Raw genomic sequence first — 24,236 nt, 5'->3', positions numbered from 1 at the left:
TTTAAAAGTCAAATTAATAAGCAACTCCCTCAATGAAAACTTCAATCGTATTAGCAGACGATCATCCTTTAATGCTAAAAGGCATGACTAATTTCCTAACTTCTGCGGGATACGAAGTTTTAGATACAGCTACAGACGGGAGAGCAGCCTATAACCTAATTATAAAATTAGAACCCCAAATAGCAATTTTAGACATAAGAATGCCATACAAAACGGGTTTAGAAATTGCTGCCGATTGTAAAATCAATGAAATTCCTACGAAAATCATATTATTTACTTTTGAAAAGCGTGAAGATATTTACCTAAAAGCAAAAGAATTAAACGTTTATGGCTATATATTAAAAGAATTTGCTGTCGAAGAGTTAGAAAACTGTATTGAATGTGTTAAAAACAACACCCCTTATTTTAGCAGAGATCTTATTCCTAGCCTTGAAAAAACATATAAACATTCCGATTTAATAGCCTTAAATAAGCTTACAAAAACTGAAATAAAAATTCTTAAGTTTATTGCTAGTAATTTAACCAGCAACGAAATTGCTGAAGAAATTGGAATATCACCAAGAACCGTAGAAAAACACCGAAGCAACATTGTTACCAAACTAAAACTTCACGGGAAACACAATGCCCTATACATGTGGGCTGTTGAAAACAAGGAAATCTTTTAAAAAAATACGTATATCCACGTATTTCATACTATATATTAATCTTATACCTTTACAATGCTATTAATTAGTTCTTAGGGAGAATTATTCAGAAAATCCTACATCTTAACCGGTGTAGGGTTTTTGTTTTTTAAGAAACCTTCTCAGAAAAAATACACATATATACGTATTTCATACTACAAATCAATCCTTTACCTTTACAATGCTATTAATTAGTTCTTAGGGAGAATTATTTAAGGAACTCTACATCGTAACTGGTGTAGAGTTTTGTTTTTTAGAACCTTACTCGAAAAAAATACACATATATACGTATTTCATACATCAAACCAATCCTTTATCTTTACAATGCTATTAATTAGTTCTTAGGGAGAATTATTAAAAAGAAAGCTCTGCATGGTAACAGTGCAGAGTTTTTGATTTTATTCAATCTAAAAACTGTCAATTCAAGTATGATGGAAAACTCTACCAATTCAGAAAACCAATTTCTTATTGTAGGCCTATTCCTTTTAGCTTTAGCTGTTATAGGCTTGAACCTTTTTATTTATTTTTTACGATAAGACATAAAAAAAGCAGAATCTCACGATTCTGCTTTTTTTTATATTTAATATTAAGATTAGACTATAGTTCTAGCGCTCTCTTAACATCGTTATTCATTAAAAATTCTTGAGGATTCTCTAAAGCTTCTTTTACAGCCACTAAGAAACCAACACTTTCTTTACCATCAATAATTCTATGATCGTAAGATAAGGCAACATACATTATAGGTCTAATTACAACCTGACCGTCTACAGCTACAGGACGTTCTACTATATTGTGCATTCCTAAAATACCACTTTGTGGTGGGTTAATAATTGGTGTAGATAACATACTACCAAATACCCCTCCGTTTGTTATTGTAAAGGTCCCTCCTGTCATTTCATCGACAGTGATTTGACCATCTCTTGCGCGAAGTGCTAAACGTTTAACTTCGGCTTCAACACCTCTAAACGTTAAGTTTTCTGCATTACGAATTACAGGTACCATTAATCCTTTCGGACCAGATACAGCAATACTAATATCACAGAAATCGTAAGAAATCATTTCTTTACCATCCATCATAGAATTTACAGCTGGATACAACTCTAATGCTCTAACTACTGCCAAAGTAAAGAAACTCATAAAACCAAGACCAACGCCATGTTTCGCTTTAAACGCATCTTTATACTCGTTTCTTAATGCAAAGATAGGAGACATATCTACTTCATTAAACGTAGTAAGCATGGCTGTTTCGTTTTTCACAGTAACCAAACGTTCTGCCACTTTACGACGTAACATAGATAATTTAGTGCGAGATTCTCCTCTGCTTCCACCTGTAGGCGTACCCATAGATGGTTTAGCTTGTACAGCATCTTCTTTAGTTACACGACCTGCTTTACCAGTACCTACAACACTAGCAGCATCCATCCCTTTTTCTGCTAAAATCTTTTTAGCAGCAGGACTTGCTGTTCCAGATGCATATGTTTTTTCTGGTGCAGGAGCAGCTTTTGGTGCTTCTGCTTTAGGAGCAGGTGCTTCTTCTTTTTTCTCTTCTTTCGCTGGAGCATCACCTTCAGGTTTTGCTGCACTTGTATCTATTAAACATACAACTTCACCAACGGCAACAGCATCTCCTTCTTCTGCTTTAAGCGTTATAATTCCGCTTTCTTCAGCAGGAAGTTCTAATGTTGCTTTATCACTATCAACTTCAGCAATGGCTTGATCTTTTTCTACATAATCACCATCTTGAACTAACCATGTTGCTATTTCAACTTCTGTTATAGACTCTCCCGGAGAAGGTACTTTCATTTCTAAAATCATCGTTCAATATTTTAGTTTAATCTTATTTATTAATTATCGTTGGTTGTTTTTTGTTTTATCAAAAACGAAGTCAATCACTTCTTTATGGCGGCGTTTAGATCGTGTTGAACTACCCGCTGCAGGTGCTCCATAAGGACGTCTAGATGCAAATCTAAATGTTTTTGCTTCATCTAAATGCATTAACATATGTGCATAAGCCCCCATGTTTCTAGGTTCTTCTTGGGCCCAAACCACTTCCTCGGCATTGCTATATTTTGCAATTGCATCTCTAATGGCTGTTGCTGGTAATGGGAATAATTGTTCTATTCTTACTAAAGCAACATCGTCTCTTCCTTGTTCTTCTTTTTCTTCTAATAAATCGTAATAGAATTTACCCGTTACAAAAACAAGAGATTTTACTTTATCTACCTGAGCTGTTTCATCATCGATAACCATTTGGAAGCTACCGTTCGCAAATTCGTCTACAGTAGATACAACTTTTGGATGACGTAATAAACTCTTCGGTGTAAAAACAATTAAAGGTTTTCTAAAGTTAGATTTCATTTGCTTACGTAACAAATGATAAATATTAGCAGGTGTTGTACAATCGGCTACAAACATATTATCTTTTGCACACAATTGTAAATAACGCTCCATACGTGCCGATGAGTGTTCTGCACCCTGACCTTCATAACCGTGTGGTAATAGCATTACCAAACCATTTTGAAGTTTCCATTTATCTTCTGCTGCAGAAATATATTGGTCTAACATAATTTGAGCGCCGTTACTGAAATCTCCAAATTGTGCTTCCCAAATGGTTAAGGTTTTAGGACTTGCCATAGCATAACCATAATCGAAACCTACAACCCCGTATTCTGATAATAGTGAGTTAAATATAAAGAATTTACCTGGCGCATTTTTTAAGTTGTTTAATAATACAACTTCTTCTTCACTATCTTCAACCTTTATTACAGCGTGACGGTGAGAGAAGGTACCACGCTCAACATCTTGTCCAGACATTCTAACATCGAATCCTTCTTCTAATAGGGTTCCATATGCTAAATGTTCGGCCATAGCCCAATCTAACTTATTCTCGTCGAACATCGTTTTTCTCGATTGTACTAGGCGTTCAATTTTACGAATAAACTTTTTATCTGCTGGAAGCGTCGAAACAACATCGGCAATTTCTGCTAATTTTTCCTTAGGAAAAGTCGTATCTACAGGCTCCATCATATCTTGTTCTGTTACACGAACAAAATCTTGCCATTCATCTTGCATGAACGGTGTAATTACGGTCTTTTCTTCTTTTCTAGAATCAACTAATTCTTCTTCTAAAGTCGCTTTATATGCCGCTTCTAATTCAGAAACGTAATCCTTATCTATAACACCTTCTTTTAAAAGCTTTTCGGCATAAATATCTCTCGGATTTTTATGCTTTGCAATTGCCTTATATAATTTAGGTTGTGTAAAACGCGGTTCATCACCTTCGTTATGTCCGTATTTTCTATATCCTAATAAATCGATAAAGACATCACGTTGAAATTGCATTCTAAAATCTAATGCAAAAAGTACGGCATGTACTACGGCTTCAACATCGTCTGCATTAACGTGTAATACCGGAGATAAAGTTACTTTACCTACGTCTGTACAGTAGGTACTTGAACGCGCATCTAAATAGTTTGTTGTAAAACCAATTTGGTTATTTACTACAATGTGTATGGTTCCATTGGTTTTATAACCATCTAAAAGTGCCATTTGTACAATTTCGTAAACCAAACCTTGACCTGCAATAGCAGCATCTCCGTGTACTACGATTGGTAATACTTGAGATGGATCTTCGGCATACTTATCGTCTTGCTTTGCACGAACAATACCCTCTACAACCGCACCAACAGTTTCTAGGTGCGAAGGGTTTGGTGCAATATTTAGATTGATTTTTTTACCTGTAACGGTTTCACGATTACTCGTCCACCCTAAGTGGTATTTAACATCACCATCAAAGATTTCTTCTGCGTAATCTTTTCCATCAAATTCACTAAAGATATCTTTAGCAGATTTTCCGAAAATATTTGTAAGTGTACTTAAACGACCACGGTGAGCCATACCCATTACAAATTCTTTTACACCATAATCTGCAGCTTTTTCAATAATTGCATCAAGAGCAGGGATTAAAGACTCCCCTCCTTCTAGAGAGAAACGCTTTTGCCCTACATATTTGGTATGTAAAAAGCTTTCAAAAGAAACCGCTTCGTTTAGCTTTTTAAGAATGTATTTCTTATGCTCTATGTCGAAGTTAGGCTGATTATCATTATCATTCAACTTGTTTTGAATCCAGGTTCTACGTTCCGGATTTCTAATATACATATACTCTATACCAATAGAGCTACAGTAAATTTTTTCAAGGTGAATAATAATTTCTCTTAAGGTTTGGGAACCAATACCAAGAATTTCACCGGCAGAAAACACGGTATCTAAATCATTTTTAGATAATCCGAAATTTTCTATGGCTAATGTTGGTGTGTAGGTTCTACGATCGCGAACAGGATTTGTTTTTGTAAACAAATGCCCTCGGGTACGGTAACCGTCGATAAGCTGAACTACTTGAAATTCTTTTGTTAGATTTTCAGAGACATGGTCGCAGGAGAAATTTTCCATTTGTTCTGCGTCCACCTCGCTGTTTTCACTACCAAAATCGTAGCCTTGAAAAAAGGCTCTCCAACTAGCTTCAACAGAATCAGGGTTTTGTAAATATTGATCGTATAATTCAGCAAAATATGCTGTGTGTGCTGTGTTTAAAAAGGAATACTTATCCATTATTTTATTTGAGACATTCTCGCTTAGACTAAATTTTGTCAAAAATACAACTTTTACTAAAATTAGCTGTGATTTTATTATATTTATAAGCTCTATTTAAAGAATATTTTTCCGAACTATGAAAAAATCTAGCAGAATTTTTATCAATAACACAATCTTAATATTATTATTTTTATTGTGTTTTAAGACAATTGTTGCGCAAAACTCAAATTTTTCTCAAAAGTTAGATATGGAGGTGGTATCGGATTGAGTTTTGGTAACGAATTCTTTAGCGGGACTTTAGAACCAACTGCACTGTATCAATTTAACCCACAATTTGCTTTGGGTGCAGGTATAAATTTTACCTATAACTCGCAAAAAGATTTTTATCATTCTACCATTTTAGGAGGTACACTTACCGCGCTTTACAATCCTATTTCGTACCTACAAATTTCTGGAGAATACCAACAATTGCACGTAAACAGAAATTATGATAACGACCGCGTATTATATCAAGACGAAAAGTATTGGGCACCTGCCTTGTTGTTTGGTATTGGATTTCAAACAAAAAACGTTACTGTTGGTGTGCGTTACGATGTGCTTTACGACGACTACAAAAGTATTTACGCATCGCCGTGGGCGCCTTTTATTAGAGTCTATTTTTAGAAAGGAAACTGTAGCATAATTATTATCGGACAAATTTATCTTTTTTAGATCGTTGTATCATTAAAAACAGTATATTTGCAAGTATAATTTTGCGCCCTGAAATCTACTTTTTTTAATATCATCATAGCTTCTGCACTGACTCTTATTTTAAGCGCTCATAGTGTTGGAAATTTATTGATTATATCAAACTTTATTGTTAACCAAGACGACATTGCTAAAAATTTGTGTGTTCAAAAAAGCGATCAACAAGGGTGTAATGGTAAATGTCACTTAATAAACGAGTTAAGAAAACACGAATTAAACGACTCTACTAAAACCCCTATTTCGGCCGAAAAACGATTAGCTTTAGACATTTACCAATTACCTACAATAAATCACATTCCTCCCGTTTGGAATCAAACTCTAGAGAATAAAAAAATTATAATTACGTATACCTTTAATGTTTCGAGTCTGGTTTTAGATATCGATACACCTCCACCCAATTTCATTTAATTTTTTATAGCATTTATTTCAATTCCCTCTATTGAAACCTCAACTCACACAACGATTTGTGCTGAATACTTCGTTGTACCCTATTAAAACACATAAAAAACACTAAAATGAAATTAAAATTTATACTTCCTGTAATCGTATTTGCTTTATTTATGACATCGTGTAGCTCTGACGATGATAACACTTCTGATATCATTGATGAAATAGGCGATTTAAAAAAAATACAAGATATTGAAACCGATGGTTACACCTTAGAACTCTACAACGCCGCCGGAAAATTTGAAACAGGCTATAATGATGTAACGGTTAGAATTAAAGACGAATCTACCGATATGTATATAGAAAATTACACCATTACCTCTTGGATGCCAAAAATGGATATGGGAACCATGGAACATGCTTGTCCGCATTCAAATTTCGAGAACACCGAAAACACCAACACCCTTAAGCATGCTATGGTAATATACCAGATGACTTTTGAAGATGGTTCTGGTTGGTCTCTAGATTTCGACATTATGATTAACGATATCTCATATAATTTGTCTTCGCCTATCACAGTTACTCAATCTGAATTAAAAAATGTGACTACGTTTACAGGTGCAGATGAAACAAAGTATATCCTTGCCTACATTGCACCTCAAGATCCTATTATTGGTAGCAACGACCTAAATTTAGGTTTATACAAAATGGAAAGTATGATGAGTTTTCCTATTGTCAAAGATTACTCCATCACTTTAGATCCGCGTATGCCAAGTATGGGAAATCATAGCTCGCCAAATAATGAAGATTTAACCTATACATCAGACAACATGATGTATCAAGGAAAACTTAATTTAACTATGAGTGGGTACTGGGTATTAAACTTACAACTTTACGACACATTTGGTAACCTTTTAAAAGGTGAAACTATTACCGATGACCACGAAGAAAGCAGCTTAAACTTAGAAATAGAATTCTAAACAAGTCACTGCTTTTACAATTTCATTCTATACACCGCAATAAACTTTAAGCGGTGTATAGAACTTTTTCAACTTTAAATTCATTTTAAAATGAAAAACTCCCTCGTGCTTTTTTGTGTGCTAATCTTTTCAACCTATAGTCTGGCGCAAGAACAACATACCGATATTAAAGTACAACAAGACACCACTATTTTAAAAGAGGTCATTCTCGTTGGGCAATATAAACTCAGTAATTACAGGCAAGAAAAAACGCTTTCGAGTATAGATGATTATTTAGAGAAATCTAACAAAGCAACCATGATAAAACGTGGTAACTACGCTTGGGAACCTACCCTTAATAATATGACTAGCGAGCGTTTAAACCTGACCATAGACGGGATGCAAATTTTTGGAGCATGTACAGATAAAATGGACCCGATAACGTCGTATGTAGACGTATCGAACCTAGACCAAGTTAGTATTCAATCTGGACAAGAAGGTACAGAAAACGGGCATAGTATAGGCGGGGGTATCGATTTACAATTATCTAAATCTACATTCTACAATAAAGGCCTACAAGGCAGTGCAGATATCGGTTACGAAACCAACGGAAACTACAAGGCAGCTGGTTTAGATTTAAATTATTCTACAAATTCCTTCTATATTAATGTAGATGGTATTTATAGGAATTCCGATAATTATAAGGCTGGGAATGATACAGAAATTATGTATTCTCAGTTCGAGAAGTATAATATTTCACTACAAACCGGGTATAAACTAAATGAAAACAATACGCTTAATGTAAATTTCATTTACGACCAAGCCAACAACGTAGGATATCCTGCATTACCAATGGATGTGTCTTTAGCTAAAGCTTCTATTGGTTCTATTGCTCATACTTATTCTAATTCTGAGGCAACCTTTAACCACTGGGAAACCAAATTATATTATAATACAATTACCCATGTTATGGACGACTCCAAACGTCCCGATGTTCCCATCCGTATGGATATGCCTGGCTGGAGCGATACCTACGGTTTTTATACCAAAGCAAAAACGACGCTTAACGATAAGCATCACCTAAATTTAAATATAAACGGCTATTACAATAGATCGCTTGCCGAGATGACCATGTACCCTAACAATCCTAACGAGGCAGATATGTTTATGTACACTTGGCCAGATGTTCGCACGTTATATACTGGTATTTTTGCTAAAGATCATGTGCAAATAAATGAAAACTCAAGTTTAACCTCATCGATAAGATTCGGATTTCAAAACAACCATATTGCAAGCCAAGTTGGATTAGAAAGTTTACAGATTTTTTATCCAGATTTAGATGATAGTAAACAACGGTTTTTAACCAGTATTACTTCTAACTATCAGTTAAAAAAACAAAACGCGATTTACAATTTTAGCCTAGGTTATGGCGAACGCGCTCCTTCGGTTAGCGAGGGTTATGGATTTTTCCTTTTTAATAGTTTCGATAATTACGATTATATTGGAAATCCTCTACTGAAGAATGAAAAATCACTTGAAGCAAACGCTGAAGCAGATTTCAACTTCACTAAATTTACTATCGGCCTTGAAGCTTCTTATTTTCATATTTTAGATTACATTATAGGAGAAACCGATCCAAACTTAAGCCCCATGACTATAGGGGCAGATGGTGTTCGCATTTACACAGCTTTAGATTATGCCACGATTTTCGATACGTATTTAAATACATCGTATAGGTTTACCGAGCGCTTATCTATAAATGCAAGTATTGGGTATAATTACGGAAGTAGTAATACCGGCGAAAACTTACCACTTATTAAACCGTTTTCATATCTAGGAGAAATCAACTACAAAACCGAAAAATTTAATGTTGCCGTACAAGTTGATGGAAATGGAAACCAAAGCAGATATAGCAGCTATTTTGGTGAAAGCGAAACTGCAGATTACGCCATCCTGAACTTGAATTTTGGGAATGTAATAGATTTTAAATCGAATTCATTCATTTTAAAATACGGTGTAGAAAATGTACTAGATGCCTACTACTCTACTTATGCCGATTGGAACAATATCCCAAGACAAGGCCGTAATTTTTATGCCAACATTTCGTATATATTTCGGTAAAAATTGATTAATGTAATAGTGTAGCAATAAGATAAAAGTAGTGATTTAAAGAAGTGAATAGGTGTTATACTTTAATTACCCTTCATCGTCACCCTGAATTCCTTTCAGGGTCTTACTAATGGAGATTTGAAACACGTTCAGAATAACGTCGTTTTAATAAAATTCACTTCTTGTCGAAAGGGCATTTCGAGCGATCTAACATTTACTGTTAATTATTATCTAATCTACTAACAACCACCGAAACTATTTATACTGATGTTTAAACCACACTTTCTGCCATTCGCGTTTCAAAATTAAAAAAACAACTTGCTCAGAGAGTTTTAAAGCATCGCTACCATCTAATTGTTTAATTGATTTTTCAGACACATCTATTATGTACAGTAAATTCAAATAATCGGCAAAGGCTTCCTGAATTAAACGAAACACCGTTTCGTGAAGTTGGAGTTTTAAATCTTCTGGTAAAATAGAAGCCTCCACTTCAAAATCGATATTTGCAAGTCTAAAATCCTTATTAAGCTGAAATACCAAATTTCCATACAATTCGTATTGCAACGATGTATTTAATAACTCTTGTATGGTTTTTATCTCCATTATTTATAGACGAATTATACTTTTCTAGTCATTAAATTCTCTCCAAAAGTTTTAAGTAAGTTCTTTTTATCTTCACTTATATCTAGAGTTTCTAACACCGAAAACGCCTTATTGGTATAGTTTTCAATTTCTTTTGTAGTCGCATCAGCAGCTCCACTACTTAAAAACAACTGTTTTACAGACTGCACTTTATCATCATTTTCGGTTGGCGAGATACTAAACAAATCTTGTAATTCCTGCTGTTGTCCTTTATCAGAAAACTCTAAGGTTTTTAGGTATAAAAAGGTTTTTTTATTTTCAATAATATCTCCTCCCACCTGTTTTCCAAACGTTTTTGGATCTCCAAAGGCATCTAAATAATCATCTTGTAACTGAAATGCAATTCCTAAATATCTACCAAAATTATAAATCCCTTGTTGCTCCTCTATAGTGGCACGTGCCACTATAGCCCCCATTTGCATAGCAGCACCTACTAAAACTGCCGTTTTATACTCAATCATTTTTAAGTATTCGGGTATAGTTACGTCGTCTCTATTTTCAAAATCGACATCGTATTGCTGACCTTCACACACCTCTAAAGCTGTTTTGCTAAAAAGCCTAGCTAAATCTCTAAAGATCTCTGGCTCGTAATTTTCGAATAACTGATATGCCATAATCAACATAGCATCACCAGATAAAATTCCCGTATTTACATCCCATTTTTCATGAACTGTTTCATGGCCTCTTCGCAAAGGCGCATCATCCATGATATCGTCATGAATCAGCGAAAAATTATGAAACACCTCAATACTCAGTGCTGCGTTTAAAGCCGTTTTATAATCGGTATTAAAAATCTCTGCCGCCATTAAGGTTAACACCGGACGTAAACGCTTACCTCCTAAATTTAAGATATAGTCAATAGGTTCGTATAAAGATTGGGGTTCTTTATCGGTTTTAAATTGCTTCAAGTAAGACACAAAAGCCTCTTGGTAGAATAGTATGTTTTGCATCTTGCAAAAATAGTAGAATAAACGTAATTACCATAAACAGATTGTAAATGTTAAGAAACCGTAAAACTCAGGAAACTTTTTTTGTTTTATAAGTTTCCTAGTGTATATTTGCACCGAATTTACGCAAGATGAAAGATAAAATTATAGCGAAATCTGAACAACTTTTTACCAATCTAGGTTTTAAAAGTGTGACTATGGACGATATTGCCAGTGAATTGGGAATATCTAAAAAAACGATTTACCAATACTTCGAAACAAAAACAAAATTAGTTGAAGCCACGGCCTCATTTAAATTTAACTGTATTAACAAATCGATAAACTCCATTTTCAAACAAGACATTAACCCGATTGATGAAATTTTTGAAATGAAACATTTTATACTAACACATCTTAATGATGAAAGGCCATCGGCTCAATATCAGTTTAAAAAATATTATCCTAAAATATTTACAGTTTTAAAACAGAAACAATTCAACGTCATGAAAGAGTGTATTTCTGGAAATTTAGATCGTGGTATTAAAGCAGGATTGTACCGTAGCAGTGTTAATATCGATTTCATCTCTAGAATGTATTTTAATTTCTTGGTCTCTATAAAGGATCACGAACTTTTTCCTCAAGAATTATTTACTCCTCAAGACTTATTAAACAATTTTCTAGACTATCATTTAAGGGGAATCTGTTCAGAAAAAGGTTTAGAATATTTAAAAACGAATCACAAAACAATTAAAAATAACTAATGAGAAACAAACTAATCCTATTATTTAGTTTATGTATAAGCTTCTCGGTCTTTGCGCAAGAAGGCCCGGTATCTTTTAGCTTACAAGAAGCTATAGATTATGCTTTACAAAATAACAGAATTGTAAAAAATGCAGTTCGAGATATAGAAATTTCCGAGAAAAAGAAATGGGAAACCACAGCTATTGGTTTACCGCAAATAAATGCAGGTGTAGACTATCAAAACTGGATTAAGCAGCAAGTATCTTTACTTCCTGCCGAAATTGTTGGTGGGGAAGCAGGGACATTTATTCCTGTAGAATTTAGTCCGAAACAAAATATAGGAGCTACAGCAACCTTAAGTCAGTTATTATTTGACGGCTCTTATTTAGTGGGTTTACAAGCGGCTAAAGTGTATTTAGAAATAGCAGAAAATGCTAAAGTAAAAACCGATTTAGAAATAAGAAAAGCCGTGATAAATGCCTATGGAAATGTATTACTATCTGAAGAAAGTTTAAAGATTTTAAAGAGTAACAAAGCCATTTTAGAATCGAATTTAAATGAAATTCAGAAAACTTTTGAAAATGGTTTAGAAGAAGAAGAAAGTGTAGAACAAATAAAAATTACCCTTTCTAGCTTAATTAGCGATTTAAATAATGTGAGCCGTTTAAATGTATTATCATACAAAATGCTAAACATTACTTTAGGGCTAGATTACAATACAGACATTACTCTAACCGACGATTTAGAAATGTTAAGTCTGCAATATACCTCTTTAGAAGCATTAACTGCCGATGAAAATGTAGAACAAACTATAGACTACCTTATTGCAGAAAACGACGTAGAAAGTAAAGATTTACTGGTAAAACTAGCAATGAGTAAAGGTATGCCAACGCTTAGCGCATTTATAAATGGTGGCTATAGCGCCTTTGGCCAAACCTTCGGATTTTTTAATAGCGATCAAAAATGGTACGGTTCCTCTTTGTTTGGAGTAAGTTTAAATATTCCAATTTTTAGCTCTTTAGGACGTTCGGCGGCAACTCAACAAGCCCGAATAGATTTAGACAAAGCCAACGAAATTTTAATAGATACCGAGCAAAACCTTAAATTTCAAATTGCAACCGCAAAAAGCGAATACCAATATGCTATTGAAGATTTCGCCAATAAAAAAGAAAACTTAGAATTAGCCGAACGTATAGAACGTAAAAATGAAACCAAATTTTTTGAAGGAATCGCTTCAAGTTTCGACCTACGTCAGGCACAAACTCAATTATATACCGCGCAACAGGAATATTTGAAAGCCATGTTAGACATCATCAACAAAAAGGCAGAACTAGATTCTATTTTAAGTACAATTAATTAATAAATCATACACTAATGAAACATATATACACAATCGCCGCTTTTACTTTTCTTTTAATTTCATGCGGAGGAAAAGAACAATCTTTAGATCAAATTTTAGCAGAAGGCAATCTAGAAGCTATTCGTGCTAAACGTGTAGAAATTGAAACTCAAAACATTGCTATAAGCGAGCAATTAAAAGAAATAGACGAAAGAATTGCCGAATTAGACGATAACAAAAAACTTCCACTTGTTACTACCGTAACAGCAGAAGAACAGCAGTTTGTTCATTATTTAGAGTTACAAGGTAGCGTACAAACCAAAGAAAACATTGTTATTTACCCAGAAACTTCTGGAGTTTTAGAAGAAATTTACGTTACAGAAGGGCAACATGTTACTAAAGGCCAAATTTTAGCTAAAATAGACGATGGTGGTTTGGGCCAGCAAGTGTCTCAAATGGAAATTCAATTGGCATTAGCTAAGACAACTTATGAACGCCAAAAACGTTTATGGGATCAAAAAATCGGGAGTGAAATTCAGTTTTTACAAGCAAAATCTAATTTCGAAGCACAACAACAAGCGGTAGACCAAACCAAAATTCAATTGGCAAAAACTAATATTTCTGCGCCTTTTACTGGTGTAATAGACGATATTATTACCGAAAAAGGAAGTGTTGTTGGCCCAGGACAATCGCAACTTATGCGTATTGTAAACCTTAAAAACATGTATATAGAAACCGAAGTTCCAGAAAACTATATTACAGATGTTGTAGTAAACAAAAAAGTATTGGTAGAATTCCCTGTATTAGGCACTAATTTAGAAACTAAAGTACGCCAAGCTAGCAACTTTATCAATCCAGCAAACCGAACGTTTAAAGTAGAAGTTCCTGTTCCTAATAAAGAAGAAAACATTAAACCAAACTTAACGGCTAAACTTAAAATAAACGATTATTCTAGCGAAAATGCTATGCTAATTCCGTTAAGTATTATTTCAGAAAATGCTAACGGCGAGCAATACATTTATGTTATTGAAAACAAAAATAAAGATAATGAGGCTACCGCTAAACGTGTTATAATTAAAACAGGAAAAACACAAGGCGATATCATTGAAATATTAGACGGAATAGAGGATGGTGCCGAAATTATTAAAGAAGGTGCTCGTAGTGTAAGAGACGGCCAAACCGTAAAAGTAATAACCTATTAAGACCAAGACATGTCAAAACAAAAAAAACAAATAGACAAGGAATTTGGAATGTCGTCGTGGGCCATTAATAACAAAACTACGATTTACGTTTTAATGGCTGTTATATTGTTTTTAGGTGTAAAAGCCTATTACAATATGCCTAGAGAAAACTTTCCCGAAATTAAGGAAACTAAAATTTATGTAAGCTCTTTATACCCTGGAAACACGGCCGAAGATATAGAAAAGCTTATCACAGATCCGTTAGAAGACAAGTTAAAAACCATAAGTAATGTGGTTGAAATTACTTCGACTTCGCAAGAGGATTATTCTATGATTATTGTAGAATTCGATGAAAACATCGCCGTTGATGACGCCAAACAAAAAGTTAAAGACGAAATAGATTCGCAAACCGCGAGCGAAGATTGGCCTACATTTAATGGTGCAAAGGTAGAACCATCGGCTTTCGATTTAAATTTATCTGAAGAAATGCCAATTCTAAACATTAACATTTCTGGAGATTATCCGGTAGAAAAGTTAAAAGAATTTGGTGAGTACCTTCAAGATGAAATTGAAGATTTACAAGAAATTAAACAAGTAGACATTCGTGGTGCCCAAGAAAAAGAGGTAGAAGTTGCTGTAGACATCTATAAAATGATGGCGGCACAAGTAAGTTTCGACGATGTTATAAACACCATTAAAGGCGGTAATGTTACCATGTCTGCGGGTAACTTAATTTCTAGCGGGCAACGCCGTACTATTCGTATTTTAGGAGAAATAGACAACCCACATGAGTTAGAGAATTTCGTAATAAAATCCGATCATAATAATCCTATCTATTTAAAGGACGTTGCTAAAGTATCGTTTAAAGAAAAAGATAGAACAACCTACGCAAGAGAATTTGGCCATCGTGTGGTTATGCTAGACGTTAAAAAACGTGCTGGTAAAAACATGGTCGATGCCGCCAATCAAATTCAAGAAATTGTAAAAGACACTAAAGAAAATGTCTTCCCGCAAGATGTAACGGTAACTATTGCTAACGACCAATCGCCAGTTACTATTGGTCAAGTAGACGATTTAGTAAACAATATCATATTTGGTATCATACTAGTGGTTGTGGTACTTATGTTTTTCTTAGGGTTTAAAAATGCACTTTTTGTTGGTTTTGCCATCCCTATGTCCATGTTTATGTCGCTAGTAATATTAAACTTACTAGGATATACCTTAAATACCATGATTCTTTTCGGACTTATTATGGGACTAGGAATGCTAGTAGATAATGGTATTGTGGTTGTAGAAAACGTTTACCGTTTAATGGACGAAGAAGGCATGAGCCGAAAGGAAGCAGCAAAAGTGGGTATCGGGGAAATTGCCTTTCCAATTATCATTTCTACCGCGACTACAGTAGCCGCATTTATTCCACTAGGCCTTTGGCCAGGTGTAATGGGTAAATTTATGATTCTCTTACCTATTACCTTATCAACTGTATTAGGATCTTCGTTATTTGTAGCTATCTTCTTTAACTCTGTATTGGTTTCAAAATTCATGACCACAGAAGATAAAGATATGCCTCTACGTAATATTATTTTTATAACGAGTATTGTTGGAGGAATCGGACTTTTAATATTAATTTTTGGAGGTGCTTACCGAGGCTTTGGAGGTCTTATGCTTTTTACAGCCATAATGCTATGGATTTACCGTTTGTTCTTACGTAAAGCTGCAAACTACTTCCAAACAAATACGCTAGTAAAACTTGAAAACCTTTACGAGCGTGAGTTAAGACGTGCCTTAAGTAAAAAATGGCCTATTTTTGTAAGCATCACTACTTTTGTTTTATTAATTATTTCTTTTATTTCTTTCGGAGCATCTTTAGCATCGCAACGTACTAAGGTTGAGTTTTTCCCAGACAACAAACCCAACCAAATTATTGTTTACATCGAATATCCTGAAGGTACAGATATTGAAAAAACAAACGCCATAACCAAAGAAATAGAAGAACGCGTATACAGTGTTGTTAATCAAGACGAGTATAAAGATGGCGACTATAATTTCATGGTAGAAAGTGCAGTATCTCAAGTTGGAGAAGGTGCTGGTAACCCTCAAACCGATGGTGGATCTTCTGCCGAAATGCCTCATAAAGCAAAAATTACGGCCTCGATGCGTGAGTATAAATACAGAAGAGGTGCCGATAGTGAATTATTACGTCAGAAAGTACAAAAAGCATTAGTAGGTATTTACCCTGGGGTATTAATATCTGTTGAAAAAGATCAAAATGGTCCACCTGCAGGTTCTCCTATAAACATTGAAATTGAAGGAGACGATTATTCTGAATTGATAGGTATCGCACAAGAAATGCGCGATTTTATTAACGAAAAGAATATTGCCGGAATCGACGAATTAAAAATAGATGTTAATAAAGACAAACCTGCCATGCAAGTAGAAGTAGATCGTAAGACTGCTGGTGAACTTGGTGTAAGCGCAAGTCAGGTAGGTACACAATTACGAAACTCTATTTTTGGTAGTAAAGCTGGTGTTTATAAAGAAAATGGCGACGATTACGATATCTATGTCCGTTTCAACGAAGCTAACAGATACAATACTAGTGCTATTTTCAACCAGAAAATGACTTTTAGAGACAATACAGGTCAAATTAAAGAAATTCCTGTATCGGCTGTTGCCAAGCAAAATAACACATCTGGGTTTAATGCTATTAAACACAAAGATACCAAGCGTGTAGTGACCGTGTATTCAGCTTTATCTCCTGGGTTTACAGATGCGGCAGCAATTGTAGGTCAAATTCAACGTGAAATGAAAACGTTTAAAGATTTACCTGCCAATGTAAAAATTGATTACACAGGACAAATCGAAGAGCAAAACAAGCAAATGTCCTTTTTAGTTGGAGCATTCTTTACAGGTTTAGCACTTATCTTTTTCATTCTAATTTTCCAATTTAACTCGGTTTCAAAACCAGGAATTATAATGTTAGCTATTTTCTTAAGTTTTATTGGTGTATTTGGCGGATTGGTAATTACGGGAGACGCTTTCGTGATTATGATGACCATGATGGGAATTATTTCCCTTGCTGGTATTGTAGTAAATAACGGTGTGGTATTGCTCGATTATGCACAACTCTTAATAGATAGAAAAAAGAATGCCTTAGGTTTAGATGAAGACAAATATCTATCTAGTAAAGATTTATATGAAAGTATAGTAAAAGCCGGAAAAGCCCGTTTACGCCCAGTACTTTTAACGGCTATAACAACTATTCTAGGATTAATACCTTTAGCCATTGGGTTAAATATTAACTTCTTTACTCTGGTTAGCGATTTCGATCCTAATATATACATGGGTGGAGATAATGTGGTATTCTGGGGGCCTCTAGCATGGACCGTAATTTATGGTTTATTCATTGCCACCTTCTTAACTTTAATAGTTGTACCGGTATTTTTCTTCTTAATAACCCGCTTTAAAATGTGGTTACGTAAAAAAACTACCAAATCAATTCCCGCATAATAAAAACGATATAACGTTATAAAGTGAAAATCCGAGGCATAATGCTTCGGATTTTTGTTTTTTAGTCATTTAACTTCATTAAATTTGCACTTCAAAATTTTAGATATGTATAGAAGTCATAATTGTGGAGAACTTAGATCTTCACATATAAATAACGAAGTAACTCTTTCTGGTTGGGTTCAAAAAGTACGTGATAAAGGATTTATGATTTGGGTAGATTTACGCGATCGCTACGGAATTACTCAACTTATTTTTGATGAAGAACGCACGCCAAAGGCCATGATGGAACAGGCTCAAAAACTAGGACGTGAATTTGTTATTCAAGTAGAAGGAACGGTTATAGAACGTACATCTAAAAATCCAAATATTGCTACTGGTGATATTGAAATTTTAGTATCTAAATTAACCATTTTAAACAATGCGCTTCTACCACCTTTTACCATTGAAGATGAAACCGATGGTGGCGAAGAATTACGTATGAAATATCGTTATTTAGATATTCGTCGTAATCCGGTAAAAAACAGTCTGATATTCCGTCATAAAGTAACGCAAGAAGTTCGCAACTATTTATCAAACCAAGATTTTATAGAAGTTGAAACGCCTTACTTAATAAAATCGACTCCAGAAGGAGCAAGAGATTTTGTGGTTCCATCTAGAATGAACGAAGGCGAATTTTATGCCCTACCCCAATCGCCACAAACCTTTAAGCAATTACTTATGGTTGGAGGCATGGATAAATATTTTCAGATTGTAAAATGTTTCCGAGACGAAGATTTACGTGCAGACAGACAACCAGAATTCACACAGATAGACTGTGAAATGGCGTTTGTAGAGCAAGAAGATATTTTAAATGTTTTTGAAGGTTTAACAAGACACTTACTTAAAGAAGTAAATGGCGTAGAAGTAGAAGCCTTCCCAAGAATGCTTTACGATGATGCCATGCGTTTATACGGAAACGACAAACCAGACATCCGTTTTGGGATGGAATTTGGAGAACTAAATGCCGTGACACAACACAAAGACTTTAAAGTGTTTAACGAAGCCGAATTGGTGGTTGGTATCGCCATCCCTGGCGGAAATAGTTATACCCGTAAAGACATTGATAAATTAATAGACTGGGTTAAACGTCCGCAAATTGGCGCTCTAGGCATGGTGTACGCACGTTGTAACGACGATGGTACATTTAAATCTTCGGTAGATAAATTTTACGATCAAGACGATTTAGCAAAATGGGCGGAAATTACAAACGCAAAACCTGGCGATTTAGTTTGTGTACTTTCAGGGCCAACCCATAAAGTGCGTACTCAATTAAGTGCCTTACGTATGGAAATGGCAGAGCGTTTAGGCTTAAGAGACCCTAAAGTATTTGCACCATTATGGGTAATGGATTTCCCACTTTTAGAATGGGATGAAGACACAGAACGTTACCATGCGATGCACCATCCGTTTACATCTCCAAAACCAGGACAATTAGAATTATTGTCTACCAACCCTGGCGAGGTAAAAGCTAATGCTTACGATTTAGTTTTAAATGGAAATGAAATCGGAGGAGGATCTATCAGAATTCACGATAAGAAAACACAATCTTTAATGTTCGATTATTTAGGATTTACAGAAGAAGAGGCTAAAGCTCAATTCGGATTCTTAATGAATGCTTTTGAGTACGGCGCACCACCACACGGCGGATTAGCCTTCGGATTAGATAGATTGGTAGCCATTTTAGGTGGACAAGAAACAATTCGAGATTTTATTGCCTTCCCGAAAAACAACTCTGGTCGCGATGTTATGATTGATGCTCCCGCACCAATAGATAATAATCAACTTGAAGAGCTTAGCTTAAAACTTAATATAAAAGCGTAAATTTAAAATCCCGCCTCGGCGGGATTTTAACCCTTTAACTATGCCGACACAGAAAAGATCATTACTTACAAGATTTTTACTTTGGAAAACGAAACATGTTTCGCATACCAACTTTGTTTTCTTTTTAAGTGTGTTAGTAGGTTTAATTGCTGGTTTAGGTGCGGTTATACTTAAAAACTCCACACACTTTATTCAGCATTTAATGGAGAATAAAGTGGTAAGTAGTTACCATCATCCGTTTTACTTTTTGTTTCCAATTATAGGTTTAACCCTAACCTATTTGGTTAAAAAATATGTAATAAGACAAGATTTTGGCCATGGTATTCCCTCTACGCTACAAGCTATAGCCAAGAAAAAAGGGATTATGCGCCAGTTTCAAATGTTTTCGGCCTTATTAACTGCGCCTTTAACCGTTGGGTTTGGTGGATCTGTAGGTCTAGAAGGACCAACCGTGTCTACCGCTGCTGCTATTAGTTCTAATATCTCCAGATTATTTCATACTAACCAATCTACTCGAACCTTATTAATTGGTTGTGCTGCTGCTGGAGCCATTGCATGTATCTTTAAAGCACCTATTGCTGCGATTGTGTTTGCGATTGAAGTCTTTAGCCTAGACCTCACCTTAATTTCCTTATTGCCTTTATTAATTTCGTCTATTTCTGGCGTATTGTTATCGTATTTCTTTTACGGATCGGATACAATATTACCATTTGAGTTAGTCGATAATTTTGAATTAAGTCAAGTCCCATTTTTTATCGTATTTGGTGTATTAGCAGCATTAACTTCGATTTACTTCACAAAAGTATACGAGTATTTTCACGATTTTTTCGACCATATTAAATCTCCTATAAAACGATTATTAATTGGAGGAGTCGGACTGGGAATTATCGTATTTTTCATTCCGCCTTTATATGGTGAAGGTTTCGAAGTTATCAATAATATGGTTACCGGAAACTTTAACGAAGTTGTTACCAACAACTTTATGCATATCGATATTACCAATAATTGGGCAATTATAGCTTTACTTATTGGGTTGGTACTATTTAAAGTTATTGCTAGTTCCTTAACTTTTGGTGCTGGTGGTATTGGAGGTATTTTCTCTCCAAGTTTATTTATGGGCTCTGTATTAGGCTTCGGATTTGCAAAATTTATAAACACTTTAGACTTTTTTAAAATTCATTTATCCGAAAGTAACTTTACACTAGTTGGAATGGCTGGCGTTTTAGGAGGTGTACTACAAGCTCCGTTAACGGCCATATTTTTAATTGCCGAATTAACTGGTGGTTATAAACTATTTACCCCTTTAATGATTACCGTTGCCATTTGTTTTGCCGTAACCAAATACTTCTTACCGTTCTCTGTATACAGTATGGAGTTAGCACGAAAAGGCGATTTAATTACACACGATAAGGATCAGGCTGTTTTAACATTAATGAATATAGAAAACCTAATTGAAACCAAATTTGTTAAGGTTAGTCCAGATATGACCTTAGGGGATATTGTTCATAAAGCAGTTGTAAAATCGAATCGAAATATTTTTCCTGTTATAAGTGTTAAAACGAAAAAAATTGAAGGAATTATTTTGTTAGACGACATACGCCCTATCATGTTCGATCAAACTTTATACGATGATGTGGTTGCTCGCGATGTTATGCAAGCACCACCAGAAATTATAGATTTGAACGTGGATAGAATGAAAGATATTATGAAAAAATTTCAGGACACTAGCGCTTGGAATCTTCCTGTAGTACGCGACGATAAATACATAGGTTTTATTTCTAAATCTAAATTATTAACGGCTTACCGTCGTCAACTTATTAATTTCACGAGTTAATACCAGAAAACGAAATCTTTTGACGCGTTTTAATTTTTAGTATTTTTATACTATGCCATTTAGCACAAAAAGCCTTCTTCGTCAATTTTTAATTTGGAAATACAAACATATTTCCGAACGGCAATTTGTTTATATCCTTAGTATACTTATTGGCTTTTTATCTGGAATGGGTACGGTAATTCTTAAAAACCTCACCTATTTTATTCGCTCACTTTTCGACTTAGAGATATTCAAGGACTCTGAAAGTGCCTTATACTTTATTCTTCCAATTATTGGTCTATTACTAGTATACATCATTAAACAAACTTGGCTAACAAAACATATCGGACACGGTATTTCATCTACTCTACATGCCATTTCTAAACTTAATGGTATCATCCCTAGATACAACATTTATGCCTCCTTAATTACAGCGCCATTAACAGCCGGATTTGGAGGATCGGTAGGATTACAAGGTCCAGCCGTTAGTATTGGTGCTGCTTTGGGTTCTAACACCGCGCAATTGTTTCACATGAATACAAAAACAAGAATGCTGTTAATAGGTTGTGCTGCAGCTGGTGCTATGGCTTCAATGTTTAAAGCGCCATTAGCCGCAATCGTTTTTGCTGTAGAAATTTTTAGCTTAGATATTGCTTTTGTTTCTTTAGTTCCGCTTTTATTAGCATCCATTTCTGCAGTAGTTACCTCCTACTTGTTTTTAGGAACCGATGTGCTACTTAATTTTAAATTAATTGAACAATTTATGGTTGAAGACATCCCGTTTTACATCCTATTAGGTTTAGTTACTGCATTCGCTTCTATCTATTTTTCAAAAGTGTTTTTCACGATTACCGCGTTTTTTAAACAATTTGAAAGTCGTGCTTTACGTCTTTTAATAGGAGGTGTTGCCATTGGGACCATGTTGTATTTTATACCTCAACTTTACGGTGAAGGTTACGGCCTCATGAATAATCTTTTAAAAGGCGATCATATCACTGCTATTGGTCACACCCCTTTTAATATAGACTTATCTAACATTTGGATAGTTATTGTTCTACTTTTAGGGATTTCAGCATTTAAAGCCATAGCCATGACCACGACTTTTGGAGCCGGAGGTGTAGGTGGTATTTTTATTCCAACCCTTGTTATGGGCTCTACTTTAGGACATGCTTGCGCAAAAATAATAAACAATATCGGATTTGGGTTTCATGTATCGGAAACCAATTTTACACTCATTGGCATGACCGGACTCATGGCAGGCGTACTTCATGCACCGCTTACGGCTATTTTCCTTATTGCAGAAATTACCAGTGGTTACGAATTATTTGTGCCTTTAATGATAGTTTCTGCCATTTCGTTTGCCATAACAAAACACTACGTATCACACTCTATTTATACCATGAGATTGGCCGAGCGCGGCGAACTTATGACCCACGATAAAGATAAAAATGTACTCATGGTTTTAGATATTGATAAGGTTATTGAAAAAAACTTTATCATTTTAAAACCCGATATGAAACTGGGGCATATTTTAAAGAATGCAGTATCTAAATCGTCACGAAATCACTTTCCTGTCGTTAATGACAATCATGAATTTCTAGGATCGTTAAGGCTAGACGACATTAGACACATTATGTTTGATACAGAGAAGTACGACACTGTTACGGTTTCAAACCTGATGCAAGTTCCTACAAATCTTATTGATTACAATAAAGATTCCATGAACGTTATTATGGATAAATTTAAAACGAGTGGTGCATGGAATTTACCTGTAATTAAAGATGAAAAATACTATGGCTATATCTCTAAATCGAAGCTTTTAACAGCCTATAGGCATCAACTTATAGAATTTACCAGTTAAAATTATGAGTACCTTAAATTCCAAATAATTACGAAAAAGTTAGAGATACACCCCACATCGGTTAGTATCGAAACCTTATTAAATATTAAAACATTTAATATTATAAGAGCGTAAACCACTAAATATTTATAAGTAATTGGTACTTTTAACGGCTTATAAATACCACTTAATAAACAGTACAAAGTAATATGAAATACCTCATTATCATTTTAACTCTATTGGCTTTAGGAAGTATATTTTCTGGATTAATTCTAGATGTTCCCTATGCTCAAAAACTAATAGGCTTTGGGGTACTAGGTTTATTTATTCTCGTATTCCCATTATTTTCTTATTACCGATGGAAAGATAAAGACCCAAAAGATTACATGCTTACTAAAGAAAATTTAGCTAAAATGCGAGAGCGCGAAGGCGACGATAGAAAAATCTAGTTTAAATTTCGTTTTTCAATAAAGAAACGCTTCATTAATGCAGACGCTTCTTCTGCTAACACGCCTCCCTTTAAAGTTGTTTTAGGATGTAACTTAGTATTTAAATTGATACATCCTCGGTCTATATCTCTAGCACCATAAACTATATTTGCAATTTGGCTCCAATATAACGCACCGCCACACATTTGGCAGGGTTCTAGAGTAACATATAAGGTGCATTTTTTTAAATATTTCCCGCCTAAATAATTCGCTGCAGCTGTAATGGCTTGCATCTCTGCATGTGCAGTAACATCGGTTAGGGTTTCTGTTAAATTATGAGCTCGAGCAATCACTTTATTATCAATAACAATAACCGCTCCAACAGGAATTTCACCTTTATCGAATGCCGCTTCGGCTTCCTGAAGCGCTTTCTTCATAAAATAAGTATCATCAAAAATATTTTCCATAATGTAAAAATACA

18 protein-coding genes are annotated in these 24,236 nt (G+C 34.7%); 13 read left to right on the top strand and 5 right to left on the bottom strand.

The genetic code is table 11. From position 1 onward, the window contains the following. The first annotated feature begins 32 nt into the window (after positions 1–32). A complete protein-coding gene (locus A9D35_RS12380; protein WP_066223476.1) occupies positions 33–665 on the top strand; it encodes a response regulator transcription factor in 633 nt (210 codons plus the stop codon). A 615-nt stretch (positions 666–1,280) separates the two neighbouring features. On the opposite strand, the gene odhB is transcribed toward A9D35_RS12380, so the two are convergent. Further along, positions 1,281–2,498, bottom strand: a complete 1,218-nt coding sequence (gene odhB, locus A9D35_RS12375; RefSeq protein WP_066223474.1) for a 2-oxoglutarate dehydrogenase complex dihydrolipoyllysine-residue succinyltransferase — start codon at positions 2,496–2,498, stop codon at positions 1,281–1,283. 33 nt (positions 2,499–2,531) lie between these two features. Then, positions 2,532–5,291, bottom strand: a complete 2,760-nt coding sequence (locus A9D35_RS12370) for a 2-oxoglutarate dehydrogenase E1 component (protein WP_066223472.1) — start codon at positions 5,289–5,291, stop codon at positions 2,532–2,534. A 246-nt stretch (positions 5,292–5,537) separates the two neighbouring features. On the opposite strand from A9D35_RS12370, the gene A9D35_RS12365 reads away from it, so the two are divergent. The 4 genes from A9D35_RS12365 to A9D35_RS12350 all read left to right on the top strand — a co-directional run bounded on the left by A9D35_RS12365 (position 5,538) and on the right by A9D35_RS12350 (position 9,487). Next, positions 5,538–5,936: an alpha-ketoglutarate decarboxylase gene (locus tag A9D35_RS12365; protein WP_235817896.1), complete on the top strand. Its 399-nt coding sequence runs from the start codon at positions 5,538–5,540 to the stop codon at positions 5,934–5,936. A gap of 222 nt (positions 5,937–6,158) precedes the next feature. Further along, positions 6,159–6,428, top strand: coding sequence for a hypothetical protein (locus tag A9D35_RS12360; RefSeq protein ID WP_141675532.1), 270 nt, complete (start codon positions 6,159–6,161; stop codon positions 6,426–6,428). 107 nt (positions 6,429–6,535) lie between these two features. Then, positions 6,536–7,387, top strand: a complete 852-nt coding sequence (locus tag A9D35_RS12355; RefSeq protein WP_066223468.1) for a hypothetical protein — start codon at positions 6,536–6,538, stop codon at positions 7,385–7,387. Positions 7,388–7,477: 90 nt separating this feature from the next. Further along, positions 7,478–9,487 (top strand): TonB-copper family protein, encoded by a 2,010-nt coding sequence (locus tag A9D35_RS12350; RefSeq protein ID WP_066223465.1) that lies wholly within the window; start codon positions 7,478–7,480, stop codon positions 9,485–9,487. A gap of 243 nt (positions 9,488–9,730) precedes the next feature. On the opposite strand, the gene A9D35_RS12345 is transcribed toward A9D35_RS12350, so the two are convergent. After that, positions 9,731–10,078, bottom strand: coding sequence for a hypothetical protein (locus A9D35_RS12345; RefSeq protein ID WP_066223463.1), 348 nt, complete (start codon positions 10,076–10,078; stop codon positions 9,731–9,733). Positions 10,079–10,092: 14 nt separating this feature from the next. After that, positions 10,093–11,067, bottom strand: coding sequence for a polyprenyl synthetase family protein (locus A9D35_RS12340; RefSeq protein WP_066223461.1), 975 nt, complete (start codon positions 11,065–11,067; stop codon positions 10,093–10,095). 128 nt (positions 11,068–11,195) lie between these two features. Between A9D35_RS12340 and A9D35_RS12335 the strand changes: the two genes are divergently transcribed. The 8 genes from A9D35_RS12335 to A9D35_RS12300 all read left to right on the top strand — a co-directional run bounded on the left by A9D35_RS12335 (position 11,196) and on the right by A9D35_RS12300 (position 23,776). Then, positions 11,196–11,804 (top strand): TetR/AcrR family transcriptional regulator, encoded by a 609-nt coding sequence (locus tag A9D35_RS12335; RefSeq protein ID WP_066223459.1) that lies wholly within the window; start codon positions 11,196–11,198, stop codon positions 11,802–11,804. Beyond that, on the top strand, positions 11,804–13,144 hold the full coding sequence (locus tag A9D35_RS12330; protein ID WP_066223458.1) for a TolC family protein: 1,341 nt from the start codon (positions 11,804–11,806) through the stop codon (positions 13,142–13,144). The genes A9D35_RS12335 and A9D35_RS12330 overlap by 1 nt, the downstream gene beginning before the upstream one ends. A gap of 14 nt (positions 13,145–13,158) precedes the next feature. Then, positions 13,159–14,325: an efflux RND transporter periplasmic adaptor subunit gene (locus A9D35_RS12325; RefSeq protein ID WP_066223455.1), complete on the top strand. Its 1,167-nt coding sequence runs from the start codon at positions 13,159–13,161 to the stop codon at positions 14,323–14,325. A gap of 9 nt (positions 14,326–14,334) precedes the next feature. Further along, on the top strand, positions 14,335–17,814 hold the full coding sequence (locus tag A9D35_RS12320; RefSeq protein ID WP_066223453.1) for an efflux RND transporter permease subunit: 3,480 nt from the start codon (positions 14,335–14,337) through the stop codon (positions 17,812–17,814). Positions 17,815–17,919: 105 nt separating this feature from the next. After that, the gene (gene aspS, locus A9D35_RS12315; protein ID WP_066223450.1) at positions 17,920–19,674 is read left to right on the top strand and encodes an aspartate--tRNA ligase; all 1,755 of its coding nucleotides are present in this window, start codon (positions 17,920–17,922) and stop codon (positions 19,672–19,674) included. Positions 19,675–19,714: 40 nt separating this feature from the next. Then, the gene (locus A9D35_RS12310; RefSeq protein WP_083191692.1) at positions 19,715–21,508 is read left to right on the top strand and encodes a chloride channel protein; all 1,794 of its coding nucleotides are present in this window, start codon (positions 19,715–19,717) and stop codon (positions 21,506–21,508) included. A 52-nt stretch (positions 21,509–21,560) separates the two neighbouring features. Further along, entirely contained in the window at positions 21,561–23,348 is a 1,788-nt protein-coding gene (locus tag A9D35_RS12305) for a chloride channel protein (protein WP_066223446.1), read from the top strand. A gap of 188 nt (positions 23,349–23,536) precedes the next feature. Next, positions 23,537–23,776, top strand: coding sequence for a hypothetical protein (locus A9D35_RS12300; protein WP_066223444.1), 240 nt, complete (start codon positions 23,537–23,539; stop codon positions 23,774–23,776). Here the strand turns inward: A9D35_RS12300 and A9D35_RS12295 are convergent. Next, complete coding sequence (locus A9D35_RS12295; protein WP_066226062.1) at positions 23,773–24,222, bottom strand: nucleoside deaminase; 450 nt, start codon at positions 24,220–24,222, stop codon at positions 23,773–23,775. The two genes, A9D35_RS12300 and A9D35_RS12295, sit on opposite strands and share 4 nt — an antisense overlap. Positions 24,223–24,236 lie beyond the last annotated feature (14 nt).

Origin of the sequence: Formosa haliotis (assembly GCF_001685485.1) — a bacterium.
In the GTDB taxonomy this organism is placed as follows: Bacteria; Bacteroidota; Bacteroidia; order Flavobacteriales; family Flavobacteriaceae; genus Formosa; species Formosa haliotis.
This window is presented reverse-complemented; position numbering and strand designations above follow the sequence as displayed.